Source organism: Cronobacter condimenti 1330 (genome assembly GCF_001277255.1).
Taxonomy (GTDB): Bacteria; Pseudomonadota; Gammaproteobacteria; order Enterobacterales; family Enterobacteriaceae; genus Cronobacter; species Cronobacter condimenti.
In genome coordinates this window covers 2,391,507-2,408,472 of the sequence record NZ_CP012264.1, presented here as the reverse complement: position 1 = coordinate 2,408,472, position 16,966 = coordinate 2,391,507, and the positions used below count along the sequence as shown (strand labels likewise).

The 16,966-nt window shown below is 58.0% G+C and carries 18 protein-coding genes; 12 read left to right on the top strand and 6 right to left on the bottom strand.

Annotation, left to right across the window (positions count from 1 at the left end):
- Positions 1-41 precede the first annotated feature (41 nt).
- Positions 42-911, bottom strand: coding sequence for a 4-(cytidine 5'-diphospho)-2-C-methyl-D-erythritol kinase (gene ispE, locus AFK62_RS10945; RefSeq protein WP_032984823.1), 870 nt, complete (start codon positions 909-911; stop codon positions 42-44).
- Positions 908-1,531: a lipoprotein insertase outer membrane protein LolB gene (lolB, locus tag AFK62_RS10940; RefSeq protein WP_007679508.1), complete on the bottom strand. Its 624-nt coding sequence runs from the start codon at positions 1,529-1,531 to the stop codon at positions 908-910. The genes ispE and lolB overlap by 4 nt, the downstream gene beginning before the upstream one ends.
- A 199-nt stretch (positions 1,532-1,730) precedes the next feature.
- On the opposite strand from lolB, the gene hemA reads away from it, so the two are divergent.
- The 6 genes from hemA to kdsA are packed head-to-tail and all read left to right on the top strand — an operon-like array spanning position 1,731 to position 7,054.
- Positions 1,731-2,987 (top strand): glutamyl-tRNA reductase, encoded by a 1,257-nt coding sequence (hemA, locus tag AFK62_RS10935; protein ID WP_032984830.1) that lies wholly within the window; start codon positions 1,731-1,733, stop codon positions 2,985-2,987.
- A 37-nt stretch (positions 2,988-3,024) separates the two neighbouring features.
- Positions 3,025-4,107, top strand: coding sequence for a peptide chain release factor 1 (prfA, locus tag AFK62_RS10930; protein WP_007679512.1), 1,083 nt, complete (start codon positions 3,025-3,027; stop codon positions 4,105-4,107).
- Positions 4,107-4,949, top strand: coding sequence for a peptide chain release factor N(5)-glutamine methyltransferase (prmC, locus tag AFK62_RS10925; protein ID WP_007679513.1), 843 nt, complete (start codon positions 4,107-4,109; stop codon positions 4,947-4,949). Before prfA ends, prmC begins: the two co-directional genes overlap by 1 nt.
- A 6-nt stretch (positions 4,950-4,955) precedes the next feature.
- Positions 4,956-5,351 (top strand): invasion regulator SirB2, encoded by a 396-nt coding sequence (gene sirB2, locus AFK62_RS10920; protein ID WP_007679515.1) that lies wholly within the window; start codon positions 4,956-4,958, stop codon positions 5,349-5,351.
- On the top strand, positions 5,348-6,157 hold the full coding sequence (sirB1, locus tag AFK62_RS10915) for an invasion regulator SirB1 (protein WP_032984824.1): 810 nt from the start codon (positions 5,348-5,350) through the stop codon (positions 6,155-6,157). Before sirB2 ends, sirB1 begins: the two co-directional genes overlap by 4 nt.
- A 42-nt stretch (positions 6,158-6,199) precedes the next feature.
- Positions 6,200-7,054: a 3-deoxy-8-phosphooctulonate synthase gene (kdsA, locus tag AFK62_RS10910; RefSeq protein WP_053531903.1), complete on the top strand. Its 855-nt coding sequence runs from the start codon at positions 6,200-6,202 to the stop codon at positions 7,052-7,054.
- 123 nt (positions 7,055-7,177) lie between these two features.
- Here kdsA and chaA read toward each other — a convergent pair whose 3' ends face one another.
- Positions 7,178-8,281, bottom strand: a complete 1,104-nt coding sequence (gene chaA, locus AFK62_RS10905; RefSeq protein ID WP_007679522.1) for a sodium-potassium/proton antiporter ChaA — start codon at positions 8,279-8,281, stop codon at positions 7,178-7,180.
- Positions 8,282-8,555: 274 nt separating this feature from the next.
- Here chaA and chaB point away from each other — a divergent pair, with 274 nt between their 5' ends.
- Together chaB and AFK62_RS10895 are read left to right on the top strand one after the other, a co-directional pair.
- Positions 8,556-8,786, top strand: a complete 231-nt coding sequence (chaB, locus tag AFK62_RS10900) for a putative cation transport regulator ChaB (protein ID WP_007679524.1) — start codon at positions 8,556-8,558, stop codon at positions 8,784-8,786.
- A gap of 214 nt (positions 8,787-9,000) precedes the next feature.
- Positions 9,001-9,699, top strand: coding sequence for a gamma-glutamylcyclotransferase (locus AFK62_RS10895; RefSeq protein WP_007679526.1), 699 nt, complete (start codon positions 9,001-9,003; stop codon positions 9,697-9,699).
- A 29-nt stretch (positions 9,700-9,728) separates the two neighbouring features.
- Here AFK62_RS10895 and AFK62_RS10890 read toward each other — a convergent pair whose 3' ends face one another.
- The 3 genes from AFK62_RS10890 to AFK62_RS10880 all read right to left on the bottom strand — a co-directional run bounded on the left by AFK62_RS10890 (position 9,729) and on the right by AFK62_RS10880 (position 12,475).
- Positions 9,729-9,974 carry a DUF1883 domain-containing protein gene (locus AFK62_RS10890; RefSeq protein ID WP_007679527.1) on the bottom strand — a complete coding sequence of 82 codons (246 nt, stop codon included), beginning with the start codon at positions 9,972-9,974 and terminating at the stop codon, positions 9,729-9,731.
- Between the two features lie 211 nt (positions 9,975-10,185).
- Positions 10,186-11,973: a methyl-accepting chemotaxis protein gene (locus AFK62_RS10885; protein ID WP_053531902.1), complete on the bottom strand. Its 1,788-nt coding sequence runs from the start codon at positions 11,971-11,973 to the stop codon at positions 10,186-10,188.
- Between the two features lie 148 nt (positions 11,974-12,121).
- The gene (locus AFK62_RS10880) at positions 12,122-12,475 is read right to left on the bottom strand and encodes a DsrE/DsrF/TusD sulfur relay family protein (protein WP_007679531.1); all 354 of its coding nucleotides are present in this window, start codon (positions 12,473-12,475) and stop codon (positions 12,122-12,124) included.
- Positions 12,476-12,546: 71 nt separating this feature from the next.
- Between AFK62_RS10880 and AFK62_RS10875 the strand changes: the two genes are divergently transcribed.
- From AFK62_RS10875 to AFK62_RS10860, 4 genes are all read left to right on the top strand, one after another.
- A complete protein-coding gene (locus tag AFK62_RS10875) occupies positions 12,547-13,755 on the top strand; it encodes a nitrate regulatory protein (protein WP_007679533.1) in 1,209 nt (402 codons plus the stop codon).
- A 264-nt stretch (positions 13,756-14,019) separates the two neighbouring features.
- Entirely contained in the window at positions 14,020-15,270 is a 1,251-nt protein-coding gene (locus tag AFK62_RS10870; protein ID WP_053531901.1) for a CmpA/NrtA family ABC transporter substrate-binding protein, read from the top strand.
- 9 nt (positions 15,271-15,279) lie between these two features.
- A complete protein-coding gene (gene ntrB, locus AFK62_RS10865; RefSeq protein WP_053531900.1) occupies positions 15,280-16,161 on the top strand; it encodes a nitrate ABC transporter permease in 882 nt (293 codons plus the stop codon).
- A 9-nt stretch (positions 16,162-16,170) separates the two neighbouring features.
- Positions 16,171-16,959, top strand: a complete 789-nt coding sequence (locus tag AFK62_RS10860; RefSeq protein ID WP_007679543.1) for an ABC transporter ATP-binding protein — start codon at positions 16,171-16,173, stop codon at positions 16,957-16,959.
- The last annotated feature ends 7 nt before the right edge of the window (positions 16,960-16,966 follow it).

The window sequence follows — 16,966 nt, the reverse complement described above, 5'->3', positions numbered from 1 at the left end:
TAAAAGAGCATGGCGCAACGTCTGGAACAGAGGTGACGTTGTCACCAGTACTCGATTTGCCCGGCGATGGCTTGCTGTAGCGGAGAATGGTTGACACCTCGCGCAACAAAACCCTTAAGCCATTCCGGGGCTTTCTCAAGCACCCGGCGGGCCTCGGATTCGGTGTCAAATTCAGCAAACACACAAGCTCCGGTGCCGGTCAGGCGCGACGGCGCGTATTCTAACAGCCAGGAAAGCGCGGCATCAACCTCACGAAAACGTTTTCTTGCGATATGCTCGCAATCGTTGCCAAATTCACATTTCAATAACGTGTCCATTGACCGCACGGGCGTATCGCGGGTGAGCTCAGGATCCTGAAAGATAACTGGCGTAGGAATACTGACGCCAGGATGCGCCACAAGATACCATTTCTCCGGCGGGCTGGCGGGTGTCAGCAGCTCGCCGACACCTTCGGCAAACGCCGCACGCCCACGTACAAACACAGGCACATCGGCGCCAAGTTGTACGCCTAAACGCGCCAGTTCATCTTCGCTAAGCCCGGTCTGCCAGAGATGATTAAGCGCCACGAGCACCGTCGCCGCGTTAGATGAACCACCGCCAAGCCCGCCGCCCATCGGCAGACGTTTTTCCACACCCAGATCCGCGCCAGCCTCTTGCGGCAGACGATGCGTCTCGCGGGCGTAATCCCTTAGCAAATGCGCCGCGCGCATGATGAGATTATTCTCCTCCGACACACCGTCGACGGGCGTCACCAGCCGCAGCGCGCCGTCCTGACGCGGCGTAATCAGCACCGTGTCGCCATAGTTGAGAAACTGAAACAGCGTCTGCAGGTTATGGTAGCCGTCATCGCGACGGCCCGTAATATATAAGAAAAGATTAAGCTTCGCCGGGGAGGGCCAACGGGTCATTATTTCACAATCCAGTTATCCATTTTTAGCTTGATGCGCTGATCGCCTTCGCGCAGCTCCAGGTTCGACGGCATGGCCGGCTGGGTTTTGGTGTCATAACCGCCGTAAGTGACCTTCCAGGTCTTACCATTCTGGGTGTAATTCACCTCACGCAGGCGATACTGCTCGTCCAGCGAATAGTCGGTGGCATCGCCCGGCAGGCCGACAATCCACTGGCGCAGGCTGTTGAGCGGGATAGGCATACCTGTCAACTTGCCTATCATCTCCTCGGCGTCGGTTGCCTGATAGTGCTGACCTTTGTTATCCATCAGTTCTACCGCGCCCGGCTTCGCGTTCAGCTCAAGTTCGGTGCTGCCAAGCGGGTTAGTTAACAGCAGGCGGTAATTCTCTTTACCGGTCTGCTGCCAGAAAAAGCGCGCGTAGACTTTCTGCTGGTCGGAAAGATAGGCGAAGGCGCCGCGGGTCTGGAACTGGGCGAGGTTTTGCACCTGTTGTTGATGCTGTCGCCACTCGGGGGAATCGGGGCTTTTACCCGGACCTTGCGGGGCATGACTGACACAGGCGGTCAGCACCAGGCTCGCCAGCGGGGCGAGAGACCAAAAACGCACAGAAGAAATCGCCATAACAGGAACAAATCCTTGATGTTGATTGAGGTTATAACCCTTCATGCTAGCGTCAGGGGCAGGGGGCGTCTATGGTCAAGTTGTCTTAAATCATGAAACGGCCTATTACTCCAAAAGAGGCGGTTCTCTTTTATTGACCTTACGCATCCTGTATGATGCGCACAGCAAACCTTATCAACGCTGGTACTATTCCCGCTCCATGACCCTGTTAGCTCTCGGCATCAACCACAAAACGGCTCCTGTTTCGCTGCGAGAACGCGTAACGTTTTCGCCGGATACGCTCGACCAGGCGTTGGAAAGCCTGCTGTCGCAGCCTATGGTGCAGGGCGGAGTGGTGCTGTCGACATGCAACCGTACAGAGCTTTACCTGAGCGTTGAAGAGCAAGACAACCTGCACGACAAACTCGTTCGCTGGCTGTGCGACTACCACCATCTTGACGAAGCGGAAGTGCGCAATAGTCTGTACTGGCATCACGATAACGATGCCGTCAGCCATTTGATGCGCGTGGCAAGCGGACTTGATTCGCTGGTATTGGGCGAGCCGCAAATTCTGGGCCAGGTGAAAAAAGCCTTCGCCGACTCCGGGCGCGGCCATGCCAATGCGAGCGACCTTGAACGCATGTTCCAGAAGTCGTTCTCCGTCGCCAAACGTGTTCGCACGGAAACGGATATCGGGGCCAGCGCGGTCTCAGTCGCCTTCGCCGCCTGTACGCTGGCGCGTCAGATTTTCGAATCGCTCTCAACCGTCACCGTCATGCTGGTCGGGGCGGGCGAGACTATCGAACTGGCGGCACGACACCTTCGCGAACACAACGTCCAAAAAATGATTATCGCCAACCGTACCCGCGAGCGCGCCCAGCGCCTGGCAGATGAAGTCGGGGCGGAGGTCATTGGTCTTGGCGAGATAGACGAACGCCTTAAAGACGCCGATATCATCATCAGCTCCACTGCAAGTCCGCTGCCTATCATCGGCAAAGGGATGATGGAGCGTGCGCTGAAAGCGCGCCGCAACCAGCCGATGCTGCTGGTGGATATTGCGGTGCCGCGCGATGTTGAGCCGGAAGTCGGCAAACTGGCCAACGCCTATCTTTATAGCGTCGACGATCTCCAGAGCATCATTCAGCACAACCTGGCGCAGCGTAAAGCCGCGGCGGTGCAGGCGGAGTCTATCGTCGAGCAGGAAGCGAGCGAATTTATGGCCTGGTTGCGCGCCCAGAGCGTCAGCGAGACCATCCGCGATTATCGCGCCCAGGCTGAGCAAGTACGTGAAGAACTCACCAGCAAAGCGCTGGCAGCACTGCGTACCGGCGGCGATGCCGAAGCCATCATGCAGGATCTGGCGCGCAAGCTGACCAACCGCCTGATCCACACCCCAACCAAATCTCTTCAGCAGGCTGCCCGTGACGGGGATGATGAACGCCTGCATATTCTGCGCAACAGCCTCGGGCTGGAGTAGCACAACACAATTCTAATTACAGGGTGATCTACCGCCTATGAAGCCTTCTATCGTTGCCAAACTGGAAGCCTTGCAGGAGCGTCATGAAGAAGTTCAGGCTCTGCTGGGCGATGCGGGTACGCTTGCCGATCAGGAGCGTTTTCGCGCCCTGTCGCGCGAATATGCCCAGCTGAGCGACGTTTCGCGCTGTTTCCTTGAATGGCGCCAGGTCCAGGAAGACATGGAAACCGCACGCTTAATGTTAAGCGATCCGGAAATGCGCGACATGGCGCAGGACGAACTGCTGGAGGCGAAGGAAAAAAGCGAAGCGCTGGAGCAGCAGCTTCAGCTCCTGTTGCTGCCAAAAGATCCTGACGACGAACGCAACGCGTTTCTTGAGGTGCGTGCCGGTACTGGCGGCGATGAAGCCGCGCTGTTCGCAGGCGATCTCTTCCGTATGTACAGCCGATACGCTGAATCGCGCCGCTGGCGCGTAGAAATCATGAGCGCCAGCGAAGGCGAGCATGGTGGTTATAAAGAGGTCATCGCCAAAATCAGCGGCGATGGCGCTTATGGGCGTCTTAAGTTTGAATCCGGCGGCCATCGCGTACAGCGTGTACCGGCCACCGAATCCCAGGGCCGCATCCACACCTCTGCCTGCACCGTGGCGGTGATGCCGGAGCTGCCGGAAGCGGAGCTGCCGGATATCAACCCGGCGGATCTGCGTATCGACACCTTCCGCTCCTCCGGCGCAGGCGGTCAGCACGTTAACACCACTGACTCGGCGATTCGTATCACCCACCTGCCGACCGGCATTGTGGTGGAGTGTCAGGATGAGCGCTCGCAGCATAAGAACAAAGCTAAAGCGCTGGCGGTGCTGGGGGCGCGGATTCACGCCGCTGAAGCGGCGAAGCGGCAGCAGGCGGAAGCCTCCACGCGTCGCAACTTGCTGGGAAGCGGCGATCGCTCCGATCGCAACCGCACGTACAACTTCCCGCAGGGCCGCGTAACCGATCACCGCATCAACCTGACGCTTTACCGTCTCGACGAAGTGATGGAAGGCAAGCTGGACGCGCTCATCGAGCCGATTATCCAGGAGCATCAGGCCGATCAACTGGCGGCGCTGGCCGAGCAGGATTGATGGAGTATCAGCAGTGGCTTAAAGAGGCCATCCACCGTCTCCATGATAGCGAATCGCCGCGCCGCGACGCGGAAATCCTGCTGGGCTTCGTGACCGGCAGGCCCCGCACGTTTATCCTCGCCTTTGGCGAAACGTTGCTGACTGATGATGAACGTCAACGGCTCGATACTCTGCTGGCGCGCCGCGCCAAGGGCGAGCCGGTGGCGTATCTTATCGGCCAGCGCGAGTTCTGGTCGTTGCCGCTTGAGGTGTCACCGGCAACGCTTATTCCCCGTCCCGATACGGAATGTCTGGTGGAGCAGGCGCTGGCGCGTTTGCCGTCGACGCCGTGTCGCATTCTCGATCTCGGCACTGGCACCGGCGCGATTGCGCTGGCGCTCGCCTCGGAACGCCCCGACTGCCATGTCACGGCACTGGATGTCATCCCCGACGCCGTAGCGCTTGCCAGACGCAACGCGCAGCGGCTTGGCATCGATAACATCACGGTTTTACAAAGCCACTGGTTTTCCGCGCTGACGGAGGCGCGTTTTTCGCTTATCGTCAGCAATCCCCCGTATATTGATGCTGAAGATCCGCATCTGGCGCAGGGGGACGTGCGCTTTGAGCCGACAAGCGCCCTTGTGGCGCAAAAAGGCGGGCTTGCGGATCTCGATACGCTGATTACCGACGCGCGCCGCTTTCTTGAAAACGACGGTGTCTTATTATTAGAACATGGCTGGCAACAGGGCGGCGCGGTACGCGCGTTATTCGAGCGCGCAGGTTATGAGCGCATAGAAACCTGCCGGGACTACGGCGACAACGAACGTTTGACGCTGGGACATTATCGCAACACACAGGAGTAGGGCAGCATGGCCGCTTACTTTGCAGTAAAACATCTACATCTTCTGACGGTGGCAATCTCCATCAGTCTCTTTATTTTGCGTTACTGGTGGCAGTACCGCGGCTCGGCGATGTCGACAAAGCGCTGGGTGCGCATCGTGCCGCATGTCAATGATACCGTATTGCTGGGTAGCGGCGTGGCGCTGGTGCTCATTACGCACTTTTATCCGTTCACCCCACAAGGCGCGTGGCTGACTGAAAAACTCTTTGGCGTTATCATCTACATCGTTTTAGGCTTTATCGCGCTCGGGCGTCGCCCGCGCAGCCAGCAGGTCCGCTGGATTGCCTTCCTGCTTGGGCTGGTGGTGCTGTACATCATCGTGAAACTCGCCACCACAAAAATACCGCTATTGGGGTTGATATGAAGTCGTTGGCCAATTTCCAGTTTAACAACGCGCCGCTCTGTGACGGCATGATTCTGGTATCACAGCATATTCGTGACGATTTTCCGGCGCAGGACGTTTACGACCAACTGGAGAGCCTGGTGAGGCTCGCGCGTGAAGAGATCTGCGAAGGTTCGCATCAGGACAGCCAGCTGGAGCGCCTGCTTGAGCTTTTTTACGGGGAGTGGGGGTTTAGCGACGCGCGCGGCGTCTACCGCCTCTCTGATGCACTGTGGCTGGATAAAGTGTTGAAAAACCGCCAGGGCAGCGCCGTATCGCTCGGGGCCATTCTGTTGTGGATTGCCGGTCGTCTTGAAATTCCCCTCATGCCAGTGATTTTCCCGACGCAGCTTATTTTGCGCGCCGACTGGATGGATGGCGAAATGTGGCTCATCAATCCGTTCAACGGCGAGACGCTCGACGAACATACGCTTGAAGTGTGGCTGAAAGGCAATATCAGCCCGGTCGCCGAGCTCTATATGGACGATCTTGAAGAGTCCGAACATATTCTGGTTATCCGCAAGCTGCTCGACACCCTGAAATCCGCCTTGATGGAAGAGCGGCAGATGGAACTGGCGCTGCGCGCCAGCGAAGCGCTGCTGGAGTTTAACCCGGAAGACCCGTATGAAATCCGCGACCGCGGACTGATTTATGCTCAGCTGGATTGCGAGCACGTAGCGCTTAATGATTTAAGCTATTTTGTGGAGCAGTGCCCTGAAGATCCGATTAGCGAGATGATTCGGGCGCAGATTAACTCTATTTCGCACAAGCAGATTACCCTGCACTAAGCGGCGGCAGTGTACCGATTTACACAGGACTAAGGCGACAATATGAAACAAAAAGTGGTTAGCATTGGTGATATCAACGTAGCGAACGATCTGCCGTTCGTGCTGTTTGGCGGTATGAACGTGCTGGAATCGCGCGATCTGGCGATGCGCATCTGTGAGCACTACGTCACCGTGACTCAGAAGCTTGGTATTCCTTACGTTTTTAAAGCGTCTTTTGATAAAGCCAACCGCTCCTCCATTCACTCTTACCGCGGCCCGGGCCTCGAAGAAGGGATGAAAATCTTCCAGGAGCTGAAGCAGACCTTTGGCGTGAAAATTATCACCGACGTACACACCGCCGAACAGGCGCAGCCAGTGGCTGACGTAGTAGATGTTATCCAGCTGCCGGCGTTCCTGGCGCGCCAGACCGACCTGGTTGAAGCGATGGCGAAAACCGGCGCGGTCATCAACGTGAAAAAACCGCAGTTCATCAGCCCAGGGCAGATCGGTAACATCGTCGATAAATTCAAAGAGGGCGGCAACGAGCAGGTCATCCTGTGCGATCGCGGCACCAACTTTGGTTACGACAACCTGGTCGTTGACATGCTCGGCTTTGGCGTAATGAAAAAAGTGTCTGGCAACGCGCCGGTGATTTTCGATGTGACCCACGCGCTGCAATGCCGCGACCCGTTTGGCGCAGCCTCCAGCGGTCGTCGCGCCCAGGTGACCGAGCTTGCCCGCGCAGGTATGGCGACCGGTATCGCGGGGCTCTTTATCGAAGCGCACCCGGATCCGGAACATGCGAAATGCGACGGCCCGTCCGCGCTGCCGCTGGCCAAACTGGAAGCCTTCCTCCAGCAGATCAAAGCCATCGACGATCTGGTAAAAAGCTTCCCGGAACTCGATACCGAGAATTAATTCGCGGGTTCGTAAAAAGAAAAACCCCGCATCGCGGGGTTTTTTTATGGGCGTGCCATCGTTTGTGGCGATAAAGCGACAGGCGGGAGCGTCAATCACCCGCAGCAGGTATCGCCAGGCGCACTACGCAAATATCGTCATCAGATAGGCGACAAACAGCGCGAGGTGCGCGCTGCCGTTCAGCACATTGGTACGCCCGGTTGAGAACGAAATCTGGCACAACACCAGCGCGGCGAGCATTACCACCATCTCCGGCGCCCCGAGGGCAAACTGAAGATCGTTGCCGGTCAGAATGGCGATTATCGTCACCGTCGGCACCGTCAGCGAAATGGTCGCCAGCACCGAGCCAAAAAACAGGTTCATCGCGCGCTGCACCTGGTTATTGAGCACCGCCTTAAGTGCGCCCAGGCCTTCCGGCGAGAGGATCAACAGCGCGACCAGGAAACCGGTGAACGACACCGGCGCGTTCAGGTGGCTCAGCAGCCCTTCGAGCGGATTGGCGTTCATTTTGGTGACGGATATCACCGCAATGAGATGCACTACCAGCCACGCGGCATGCCACAGGCTACTGTGCGCCGAAGGTTTACCGTGATGCGGGTCGTCATCATCGCTTTCGTCTTCATGCTCATACACAAACAGGCTCTGGTGCGTCTTGGTCTGGATCAGCAGAAAAACGCCATACATCGCCGCCGAAATCATCGCGACCAGCAGCGCCTGCGGCATCGAAAAATTACCGCCAGGCAGCGCCATCGGAAACACCAGAACAATCACCGCGAGCGGGAAAAGGGCTATCAGATACTGTTTAATGCCGAAAAGATTCACATATTGCGTGGCGAATTTCCGCCCACCCAGCAACAGCGCCACACCCACCAGACCGCCGCTCACAATCATGATGATCGAGTAGAGCGTATCGCGCATCAGCGTCGGAGCGGCATCACCCGTCGCCATCAGCGCAGAAATCAGGCTGACCTCAAGAATAACAACCGAAAGACTGAGGATCAGCGACCCGTACGGCTCGCCGAGGCGGTGCGCCAGGACATCCGCGTGACGCACCACGCTAAACGCGCTGCTGAGAATACCGACAAGCGCCAGCGCGTTAATGCCCACAATCACTGACAGCGACTGGCTGGACCCCCAGAACGCCAGCACTGCCAGCGCTAAAACCGGGAAAATGAGAGAAGTCTCCTTATGACGGGTTTTCACCGCCTCATGGCTTGATGTGGTCACGTTAATTCTCCAGAGAAGCAGGTCATTATCATTATAAAAAAGGGAATGGCATAACGTAAAAATAGCAAAAAACGCCCGTTTAAGACGTTTTATTTACGCTTTTTTACGGCTTTGCCCATCGTTTCGGTTTTTACTGCTGAAAATCTCAAATTTACTCATAAAGTATTTATTAAACAGTTAATTGTAGATAGCAGGCTTGATGTCACCTGTATGGCTGGCGAAGCGCGCCATCGTGAACCACACTTACCTTTTAGACATTAAAAGGAGCCATACGATGCCATATTCTTCCAAAACCGATTTGCCTGACAACGTTCGCCATGTGCTCCCCGCGCACGCGCAGGAGATCTACAAAGAAGCGTTCAACAGTGCCTGGGATCAGTATAAAGATGAAGATGACCGCCGTGGTGATGCCAGCCGGGAGGAAACCGCGCACCGCGTTGCATGGGCTGCGGTTAAACATGAGTATGAAAAGGGCGATGATGACAAATGGCATAAGAAAAAATAATGTGTTGTTAATCGCCTGATTCCCTTCTTTCTTTATCTTTATCCCTACACGTCGTGCGGGGATAGATAAGTTTTTTATGGGTCGAAAAAGGCGCAGCGGTCTTGTCAGCGGCACGTTAATCCCCTATCGTCACCACGTAATTGCTTTCTGATTGAGCGATAAAAAGATTCTGAACGCGCTTAAAATCACAGGAAAGCAGGGTTGGAGGTAGAAGGTGTTAACACGTGATTTCTTAATGACAGCAGACTGTAAGACGGCTTTCGGAGCCATTGAGGAATCGTTACTGTGGACGCCAGAGCAGCGAGCGGCGTCACTGGCCGCTACGCTCGCCTGTCGTCCTGAAAACGAATCGGTCTGGATTTTTGGCTACGGGTCCCTTATGTGGAACCCGGCAATGGTGTATGAAGAGCGCTGCGCCGCCACTCTCAACGGCTGGCACCGCGCATTCTGTCTGCGGCTTACCGCCGGACGAGGCAGTGCCTGCCAGCCTGGGCGCATGCTCGCGCTCAAAGAAGGCGGAGCCACCACCGGGGTGGCGTATCGTCTGCCGGAGGCGGAACTGGAAACCGAGCTGACGCTGCTGTGGAAGCGGGAGATGATAACCGGGTGTTATCTGCCAGGGTGGTGCAAACTCACGCTTGACGATGGCCGCACCGTGCATGCGCTGGTGTTTATTATGGACCCAAGCCATCCGCTTTATGAGGCGGACACGCGCCCGGCAACTATTGCGCCGCTCATCGCCCGCGCCAGCGGCCCACTTGGCACCAACGCGCAATACCTCTTTTCGCTGGAGCAGGAGCTGAGAAAACTCGGCATGTGTGAAGCGTCGCTGGATGAACTGGCGTATGAAGTGCGAGCCTGTCAGGCGCGCGACGGTGGGGAAAGCGGCGAGCTACAGCCTGGCTTTGCCTAAAAACCCCGGCGGGCGCCGGGGCGATGTCATTATGCCGGAACGTAGCTGATAGAGTGTTCCAGCGTCTGGCTGTGGCTGTCGATAAGCACATCCCAGATGCCGCTGTACGGCACGCTGATATAGGCGCTGTTACGGTTCTGAACGCTTAATACATCGGCACCCGCGCGTGTGAGTCGCTCGCCGACACTCATCAAATGAATATGGCAGTTCGCTGAGCAACGCACGACCACCGTATCTCCCCCAAACAACTTCAGGCTTGCTTTTACCCGCGCCATTTTTTACCCCTCTGTCAATGATAAAACCCGTCAGGACAGCCCTTCGAATGTGAGGCTGTTCACAAAATACTCCGGGAATAACACCAAAGAGGGAGGCGTCGAACGCTGATTTTGATCAAAAAAGGCGGCCGTGCCGCCATATTCATTACATTGTGCGTTAAAGCGGGGCGGCAGGCGCGCGGAACGTTGCCGAAAGCGCGCCTGCGCCTGATTAAATGCGGAAATGTCCGGCCGTCTGGGCAAGTTCGCCCGCCTGGCCCTGCAACGCGCCTGCGGCAGCGGCAGACTGCACCACCAGCTCAGCATTCTGCTGCACCATCTGGTCGAGCTGGGTAACGGCGTGGTTAATCTCCTGAATGCCTTTCATCTGTTCACTGGTGGCGACAGTAATTTCACGCATGATCCCGGAAACATTACCGATGCTGCTGACAATCTCTTCCATTGATTCGCCTGCGAGCCGTACATAGCGTGAGCCGGTTGATACGCTCTCGGTCGTGGAGTCGATAAGCGATTTGATCTCTTTCGCCGCCTGGGCGCTGCGGCTTGCAAGATTTCGCACTTCGCCTGCCACCACCGCGAAGCCGCGGCCCTGTTCGCCCGCGCGCGCAGCCTCCACCGAGGCGTTAAGCGCAAGTATGTTGGTCTGGAAGGCGATGCCATCAATGACGCTGGTAATATCGCCGATTTTAGCCGAGGCGGTTTCAATCAGTTGCATCGTCGAAATGGCCTTCGACACCACTTCGCCGCCGCGTGAGGCGGCATCGGTCGCGCTTTGCGCCTGACTATTCGCCTGGGCTGCCGCGTCGTTGGAGTTGGCGACCGACGCGGTTATCTCCTCAACTGCACTCGCCGTTTCGCGAAGGCTTGAGGCGGCCTGTTCGGTACGCCCGGAGAGATCCTGGTTGCCCGCCGCGATTTCATTCGCGGCGACTTTTACCGAGGCGCTGGCATCACGCAACTGACCCATCACGCCCGCGAGCTTGTCGCAGAAGGCGTTAAAGGCATGCGCAATCTGCGCCACTTCATCACGGCCGTTTTCAGGCAGGCGCTGCGACAAATCATTGGTGCCGCTGCTAATTGCCACCAGCGCGTCGCGGATCATCAGCAGACGCCTTAACAGCTTCGTCACCAGGAAATGCATCAGCGCGCCGGTAATCAGCAACAGCACCAGCACCGAAATAGCGGACGTGTTGAGCAGCGCGCGCATACCGGACGTCGCGTCGTCTTCATCCAGCGCCACCACCAGATACCACTGCGTACCGGGCACCGGTGTTGCGATCAGCGCTTTTGTTGCACCGCCGATATCGCCTTCAAGCGATGTCTCACTCGTTTTCAGCGCGCTAAACGCGACGCCCGAGACCGCATTTTCAAACGGTTTAGAGGTCAGCGCCGGATCTTTGGCGGCGATAAGGGTGCCATCTTCATTGACCAGCAAGCCGCTGCTGTTCGCGGTCGGATGAATACTGCGTACGTTGGCAATAACGCTATCCATAGACAGATCGCCTGCGACAACCGCCGCAATCGCGCCGTTTTGCTTCACCGGCACCGCGAAGGTGACCACCAGTTTACCCGTGCCCGCGTCCACATACGGCGCGGTGACGACAGGCGCAGCCGCTTTCACGGCCTGCTGGTACCACGGGCGGATCGTCGGATCATAATCAGACGGCACGCCTTCCGGGTTGGAAAACTTCGCGGTTTTGGTGGCGTAGCCAGCGTAGACGTTCATAAAGCCGCCAGCTTTTGCGATTTGCGTAAAAACCGGCACCGGATCGGCGCTGAGCGCGACAGTGTCGAGCGAACTTATCATGGCGGTTTTGCTGTTTACCCAGTCGCTAATAGCCAGATTATGGCTGGCACTGGTGCTCTTCAGGGTATTAAGGCTCGCATGCTGGTTATCCAGCCGCGTGACCTGATAGTTCATGATGGTGTTGAGTAAGAGTGCGCCTATCAGGCAGCCTGCGGTGGCTGCGATGATGCGTGCGCGAATCGACGTTAACATAGGCGTTTACCCTGCTGTGTGTTGTGTGAGCGTTGTGTATTGGGACGTGCTTGTTGTTATGGGTTTTAAGGTAAATATCGGCACACATGACAGGGACTTGATGGGGAGGGCAGGTGAATAAGTAAATATTATTACACCTGCGTGATTATCAGAATGTCAGGACTTTGTCGGCCTCAAGCGTCCACTGCGCGAGTTCCACCAGAGTGCCAATTTCAACGCCGTCCACCAGCGGCAGGGCGCTGACGCCGCGCCCGTCGGCGCAGGTTTTGCAAAGCTTCACGGGCACGTTCTGGGCCGTCAGGATCTCCAGCATTTGCTGAATGTTATAGCCCTCGGCAGGCTTCTGGCCGCGCAGCCCGGCGGTGACGGCGTCGGACATTAAAAACAGTTTAAGCGCAGGCGCCTGCGGCTGATCCCGAAGGGCGATAGCAAGACGCAGGCTGTTAAACAGCGATTCGCTGCCGTAAGCCGCACCGTTGGCGATAATCACGATTTTTTGCATCCGGAACTCCTTTGCCATGACGGCATAGTTATTGCTTGGTTCCTGTAAAGGCGATAACAGGAGAGTGAGCGATGGCAATACAGTCCAGACCGGCGCAGGATGCGCAGGCGTGGTTTCGTTTCGCCCGGGAAAGAGAACGCAGCCAGCTGGAGGCGTGGCTGAGCGTGGGCGAGTGGGCAAGCCAGATAAGCCATCTGGTGCATATGCTACAGCGCGAGCGCGGCGCATCCAACATCTGGCTCTGTTCGGGCGGCCAGCTTTTCGCCCGCGAACACGCGTTTTGCGTGACGCAGACCGACGAGCGGGCCGACGCGTTTCGCGCAGCGCCGCCTTCGCTCGCCTCCTCGGGCAGCCTGCTTGCCTGGCGTATGGCCTGCGCACTCTGGTCACTGGAGCAGTTGCCCGCGCTGCGCTTGCGCATTCGCGCCCGCGACATCGAGCCGGTTGAAGCCATGGACGGGTTTAACCAGACTATCCGCCATCTTGTGGCGCTGCTGCCGGAGGCGAGCGAAACCGTCGATGACGCGTCGCTTGCCCGCGCACTGACGGCGCTCTATAGCTTTATGCAGGGCAAAGAGCTGGCGGGCCAGGAGCGTGCCACCGGCGCGATTGGTTTTACGCAGGGCGCCTTCAGCGAGCCGCTGCGCCAGCGGCTCGCTGATCGCATCGACGGTCAGCAGCGCTGCTTCGAGACGTTTTTGTCACTGGTGGCGGCAGATATCCGCGATCGCTTTTACCGTCACGGCGAGGCGACGCGGGAACTTGAGCAGCTGCGGCGTCTTGCCTGTACGCGGCTGCCTGCCGATGACGACAACCGCGCGCGGGCGGTACGCTGGTTCGCGCTACAAACCTCGCGGCTCGACGCACTGCGTGATATCGAAGAGGCGTTGATTGCAGGACTTCTGACGCAGGCCCGCACACTGCTTGCGAGGGCCGAGAGCAACGAATCGCCGGAGGCGGTGCTGGCCCGCCGCGCCAGCGAATCGTTCGCGCAGGACACGCCGGTGGCGCTGGAGCGCCATCTTCTTCCGCTGGTGCGCCAGCAGGCGCGCGAGGTGGAGTCGCTGACACGCCAGCTGGCGTCGTTACAGGCAAGCCTTGAGGAGCGCAAACTGATTGAGCGCGCCAAGAGTTTGTTGATAAGCCACCAGCAGCTTAGCGAAGAGCAGGCGTGGCATCAGTTACGTAAACTCGCGATGGATCAGAACAAGCGGATGGTGGAGATCGCCGAAGCGATGCTCGCCGTCGCCCAGTTGTGGCCCGTAACCCGAAAGGAGTAGGTGCACAGCGAGTGGGCATTTTATGCGTGATTTTGGGGCAGAGCGGGGCGGCGCAATGCTCACAAGACGTTGTTGCAGGAGGGGTAAGCGTTAGCGCCACCCGCCATTGTCACGTCGCTTAAACCTGGCACATCCCTTGCTTAACATATCCTGACAAACATTTTTCGGTGGCTCGCCAACGGCGGTGGGCAGACCGAAAGGATAAAGGCGTCCTGCAATGTCTTCGGACATTGGCGGACGCCTTTTTTATTTTCAGGAGCAGCCATGAGCCAATCGTCATTTTCTCTCACCCGCCGCCGCTTGCTACAGGCTGGTGCCGCTTTCGGCGGCGCGATGCTGTTGCCGGGGATAATGAGCAACGTCTGGGCCGCAGGCAGTGACAAACCCGAACTCGACACGGTGCGCGTCGGTTTTATTCCGCTCACTGACTGCGCGCCAGTAGTCATGGCGGCGCTGAAGGGGTTTGATAAAAAATACGGTATCCGGATCGTGCCGAGCAAAGAAGCGAGCTGGGCGGCGGTGCGCGATAAACTGGTCTCCGGCGAACTCGACGCCGCCCACGCGCTCTATGGCCTCATTTATGGGCTTGAGCTTGGCATCGCAGGCAAAGCGCAGCCGATGGCGAATCTGCTGACGCTCAATCAGAACGGCCAGGCGATTTCACTGAGCGCGGATCTGCTGGAAAAGGGCATCACCACGCCGGACGCCCTGAAAACGCTGATTGCAGCGAGCGAACCCGGCACTTATACCTTCGCGCATACCTTTCCGACCGGCACGCACGCGATGTGGCTCTATTACTGGCTGGCGGCGGCCGGTATTCACCCGTTTAACGACGTGCGCACCGTGGTGGTGCCGCCGCCGCAGATGGTCATGAACATGCGCATCGGCAACATGGTCGGTTTTTGCGTTGGCGAGCCGTGGAATGCCCGCGCCATTAACGACCGCATCGGTTTTACCGCCACGACCTCGCAACAGATTTTCCCGGATCACCCGGAGAAAGTGCTTGGCACCCGCCGCCTGTGGGTCGAGCAACATCCAAACACCGCCCGCGCGCTGACCGCTGCCGTACTGGAGGCGGCACGCTGGATTGACGCCTCCGACGACAACCGGCGGGAAACCGCGCAGGTGCTGGCGAAGCGCGCCTACCTCAACACCAAAGAACAGTATCTCACGCCGCGCATGCTGGGCGACTACGACAACGGCGCGGGCCGACGCTGGAAGGATGATCACGGCATGCGTTTTTTTCGCGAGGGCGAAGTGAGCTACCCGTGGCATTCCGACGGGATGTGGTTCTTAACGCAGTTCCGCCGCTGGGGATTGCTGAAAACCGACCCGGATTACGCGGCCATCGCCGCACGCATCAACCGCACTGACATTTATGAGCAGGCCGCGCAGGCGGTGGGCGGCATTACGCTGCCTGAAACGCCGCTTCGCACCAGCCGCCTGATGGACGGCAGCCTGTGGGATGGCCGCTCACCGGCCGCTTACGCCAACAGTTTTGCCATGAAACGTTAAGGGGAAACCATGAAAGAGCTACAACAGACCGTTAGCGCGCCCGCAACACCGCCTGCCGGTGAAGTGATTGTGATGCCCCGCGTGGCGGTGCGAAAACGTCGTCCTAAGCTTGCAACCCAGGTCAGCGCCATCGCGGCGCGCGTGGTGCCTGCGCTGCTTGGGCTTGCGTTGCTGGTGCTTGCCTGGCAACTGGCCGCTATCAACAGTAAAGGTTTTCCCACACCGCTTAGCACGCTTGACTCGGCACTCACGCTCTTCGCCGATCCGTTCTACAACGAAGGGCCGAACGACCAGGGGATTGGCTGGAACGTGCTGGCCTCGCTTGGACGCGTGGCGGTGGGTTTTGGCCTCGCGGCGCTGGTGGGCATACCGCTTGGCTTTTTGATTGGCCGCTTTACCTTTCTGGCACGCATGTTCAACCCGCTTATCGCACTGCTGCGCCCGGTCAGCCCGCTCGCCTGGCTGCCAATCGGTCTGCTGCTCTTTCAGAAGGCCGAGCCCGCCTCAAGCTGGACCATTTTCATCTGCTCTGTCTGGCCGATGGTCATTAATACCGCCGAAGGGGTGAAGCGCATTCCGGATGACTACCTCAACGTGGCGCGCGTGCTGCAACTCTCCGAATGGACGGTAATGCGCCGCATCCTGTTTCCGGCTGTATTACCGGCAGTGCTTACCGGCGTGCGCCTCTCTATTGGTATCGCCTGGCTTGTGATTGTCGCTGCTGAAATGCTCACCGGCGGTCTTGGCATCGGCTTTTGGATCTGGAACGAGTGGAACAACCTCAACGTCGAAAACATCCTCATCGCCATCGTCATCATCGGCGTGGTGGGGCTCTTGCTGGAGCAGGGGCTGATGCTTCTCGCCCGGCGTTTCAGCTGGCAGGACAAATAAGGGGCAATCATGAAACCGATCATTCAGGTACAGAACGTCAGTCAACGTTTCAATACTGCCAGCGGGGAGTTCCTGGCACTGCAAAACGTCAGTTTCGACATCAATGTGGGTGAAACGGTGAGCCTGATTGGCCACTCCGGCTGCGGCAAATCGACGCTGCTTAACCTTATCGCGGGGATAACCTTGCCAGGCGAAGGCGGATTGCTGTGCGATAACCGTGAAATCGCAGGCCCCGGCCCGGAGCGCGCCGTGGTGTTTCAGAACCACTCGCTGCTGCCCTGGCTGACCTGTTTTGACAACGTGGCGCTGGCGGTGGATCAGGTCTTTCGCAAAACCATGAATAAAGCGCAGCGCCGGGAATGGATTATTCACAACCTGGAGCGCGTGCAGATGGGACATGCGCTTGATAAGCGCCCCGGCGAAATCTCCGGTGGGATGAAGCAACGCGTCGGCATCGCCCGGGCGCTCGCGATGGAGCCGAAAGTGCTGTTAATGGATGAGCCATTCGGCGCGCTGGACGCGCTGACCCGCGCCCACTTGCAGGACGCGGTCATGCACATTCAGCAGGAACTCAACACCACGATTGTGCTGATCACTCACGACGTTGACGAGGCGGTGCTGCTGTCGGATCGCGTGCTGATGATGACCAATGGCCCGGCGGCCACCGTGGGGGAGGTGCTGGAGGTCAACCTGCCGCGCCCGCGTAACCGGGTACAACTTGCTGATGACAGCCGTTATCACCATCTGCGCCAGCAGATCCTGCATTTCTTGTATGAAAAGCAGCCGAAAGCGGCGTAAGGAGCGG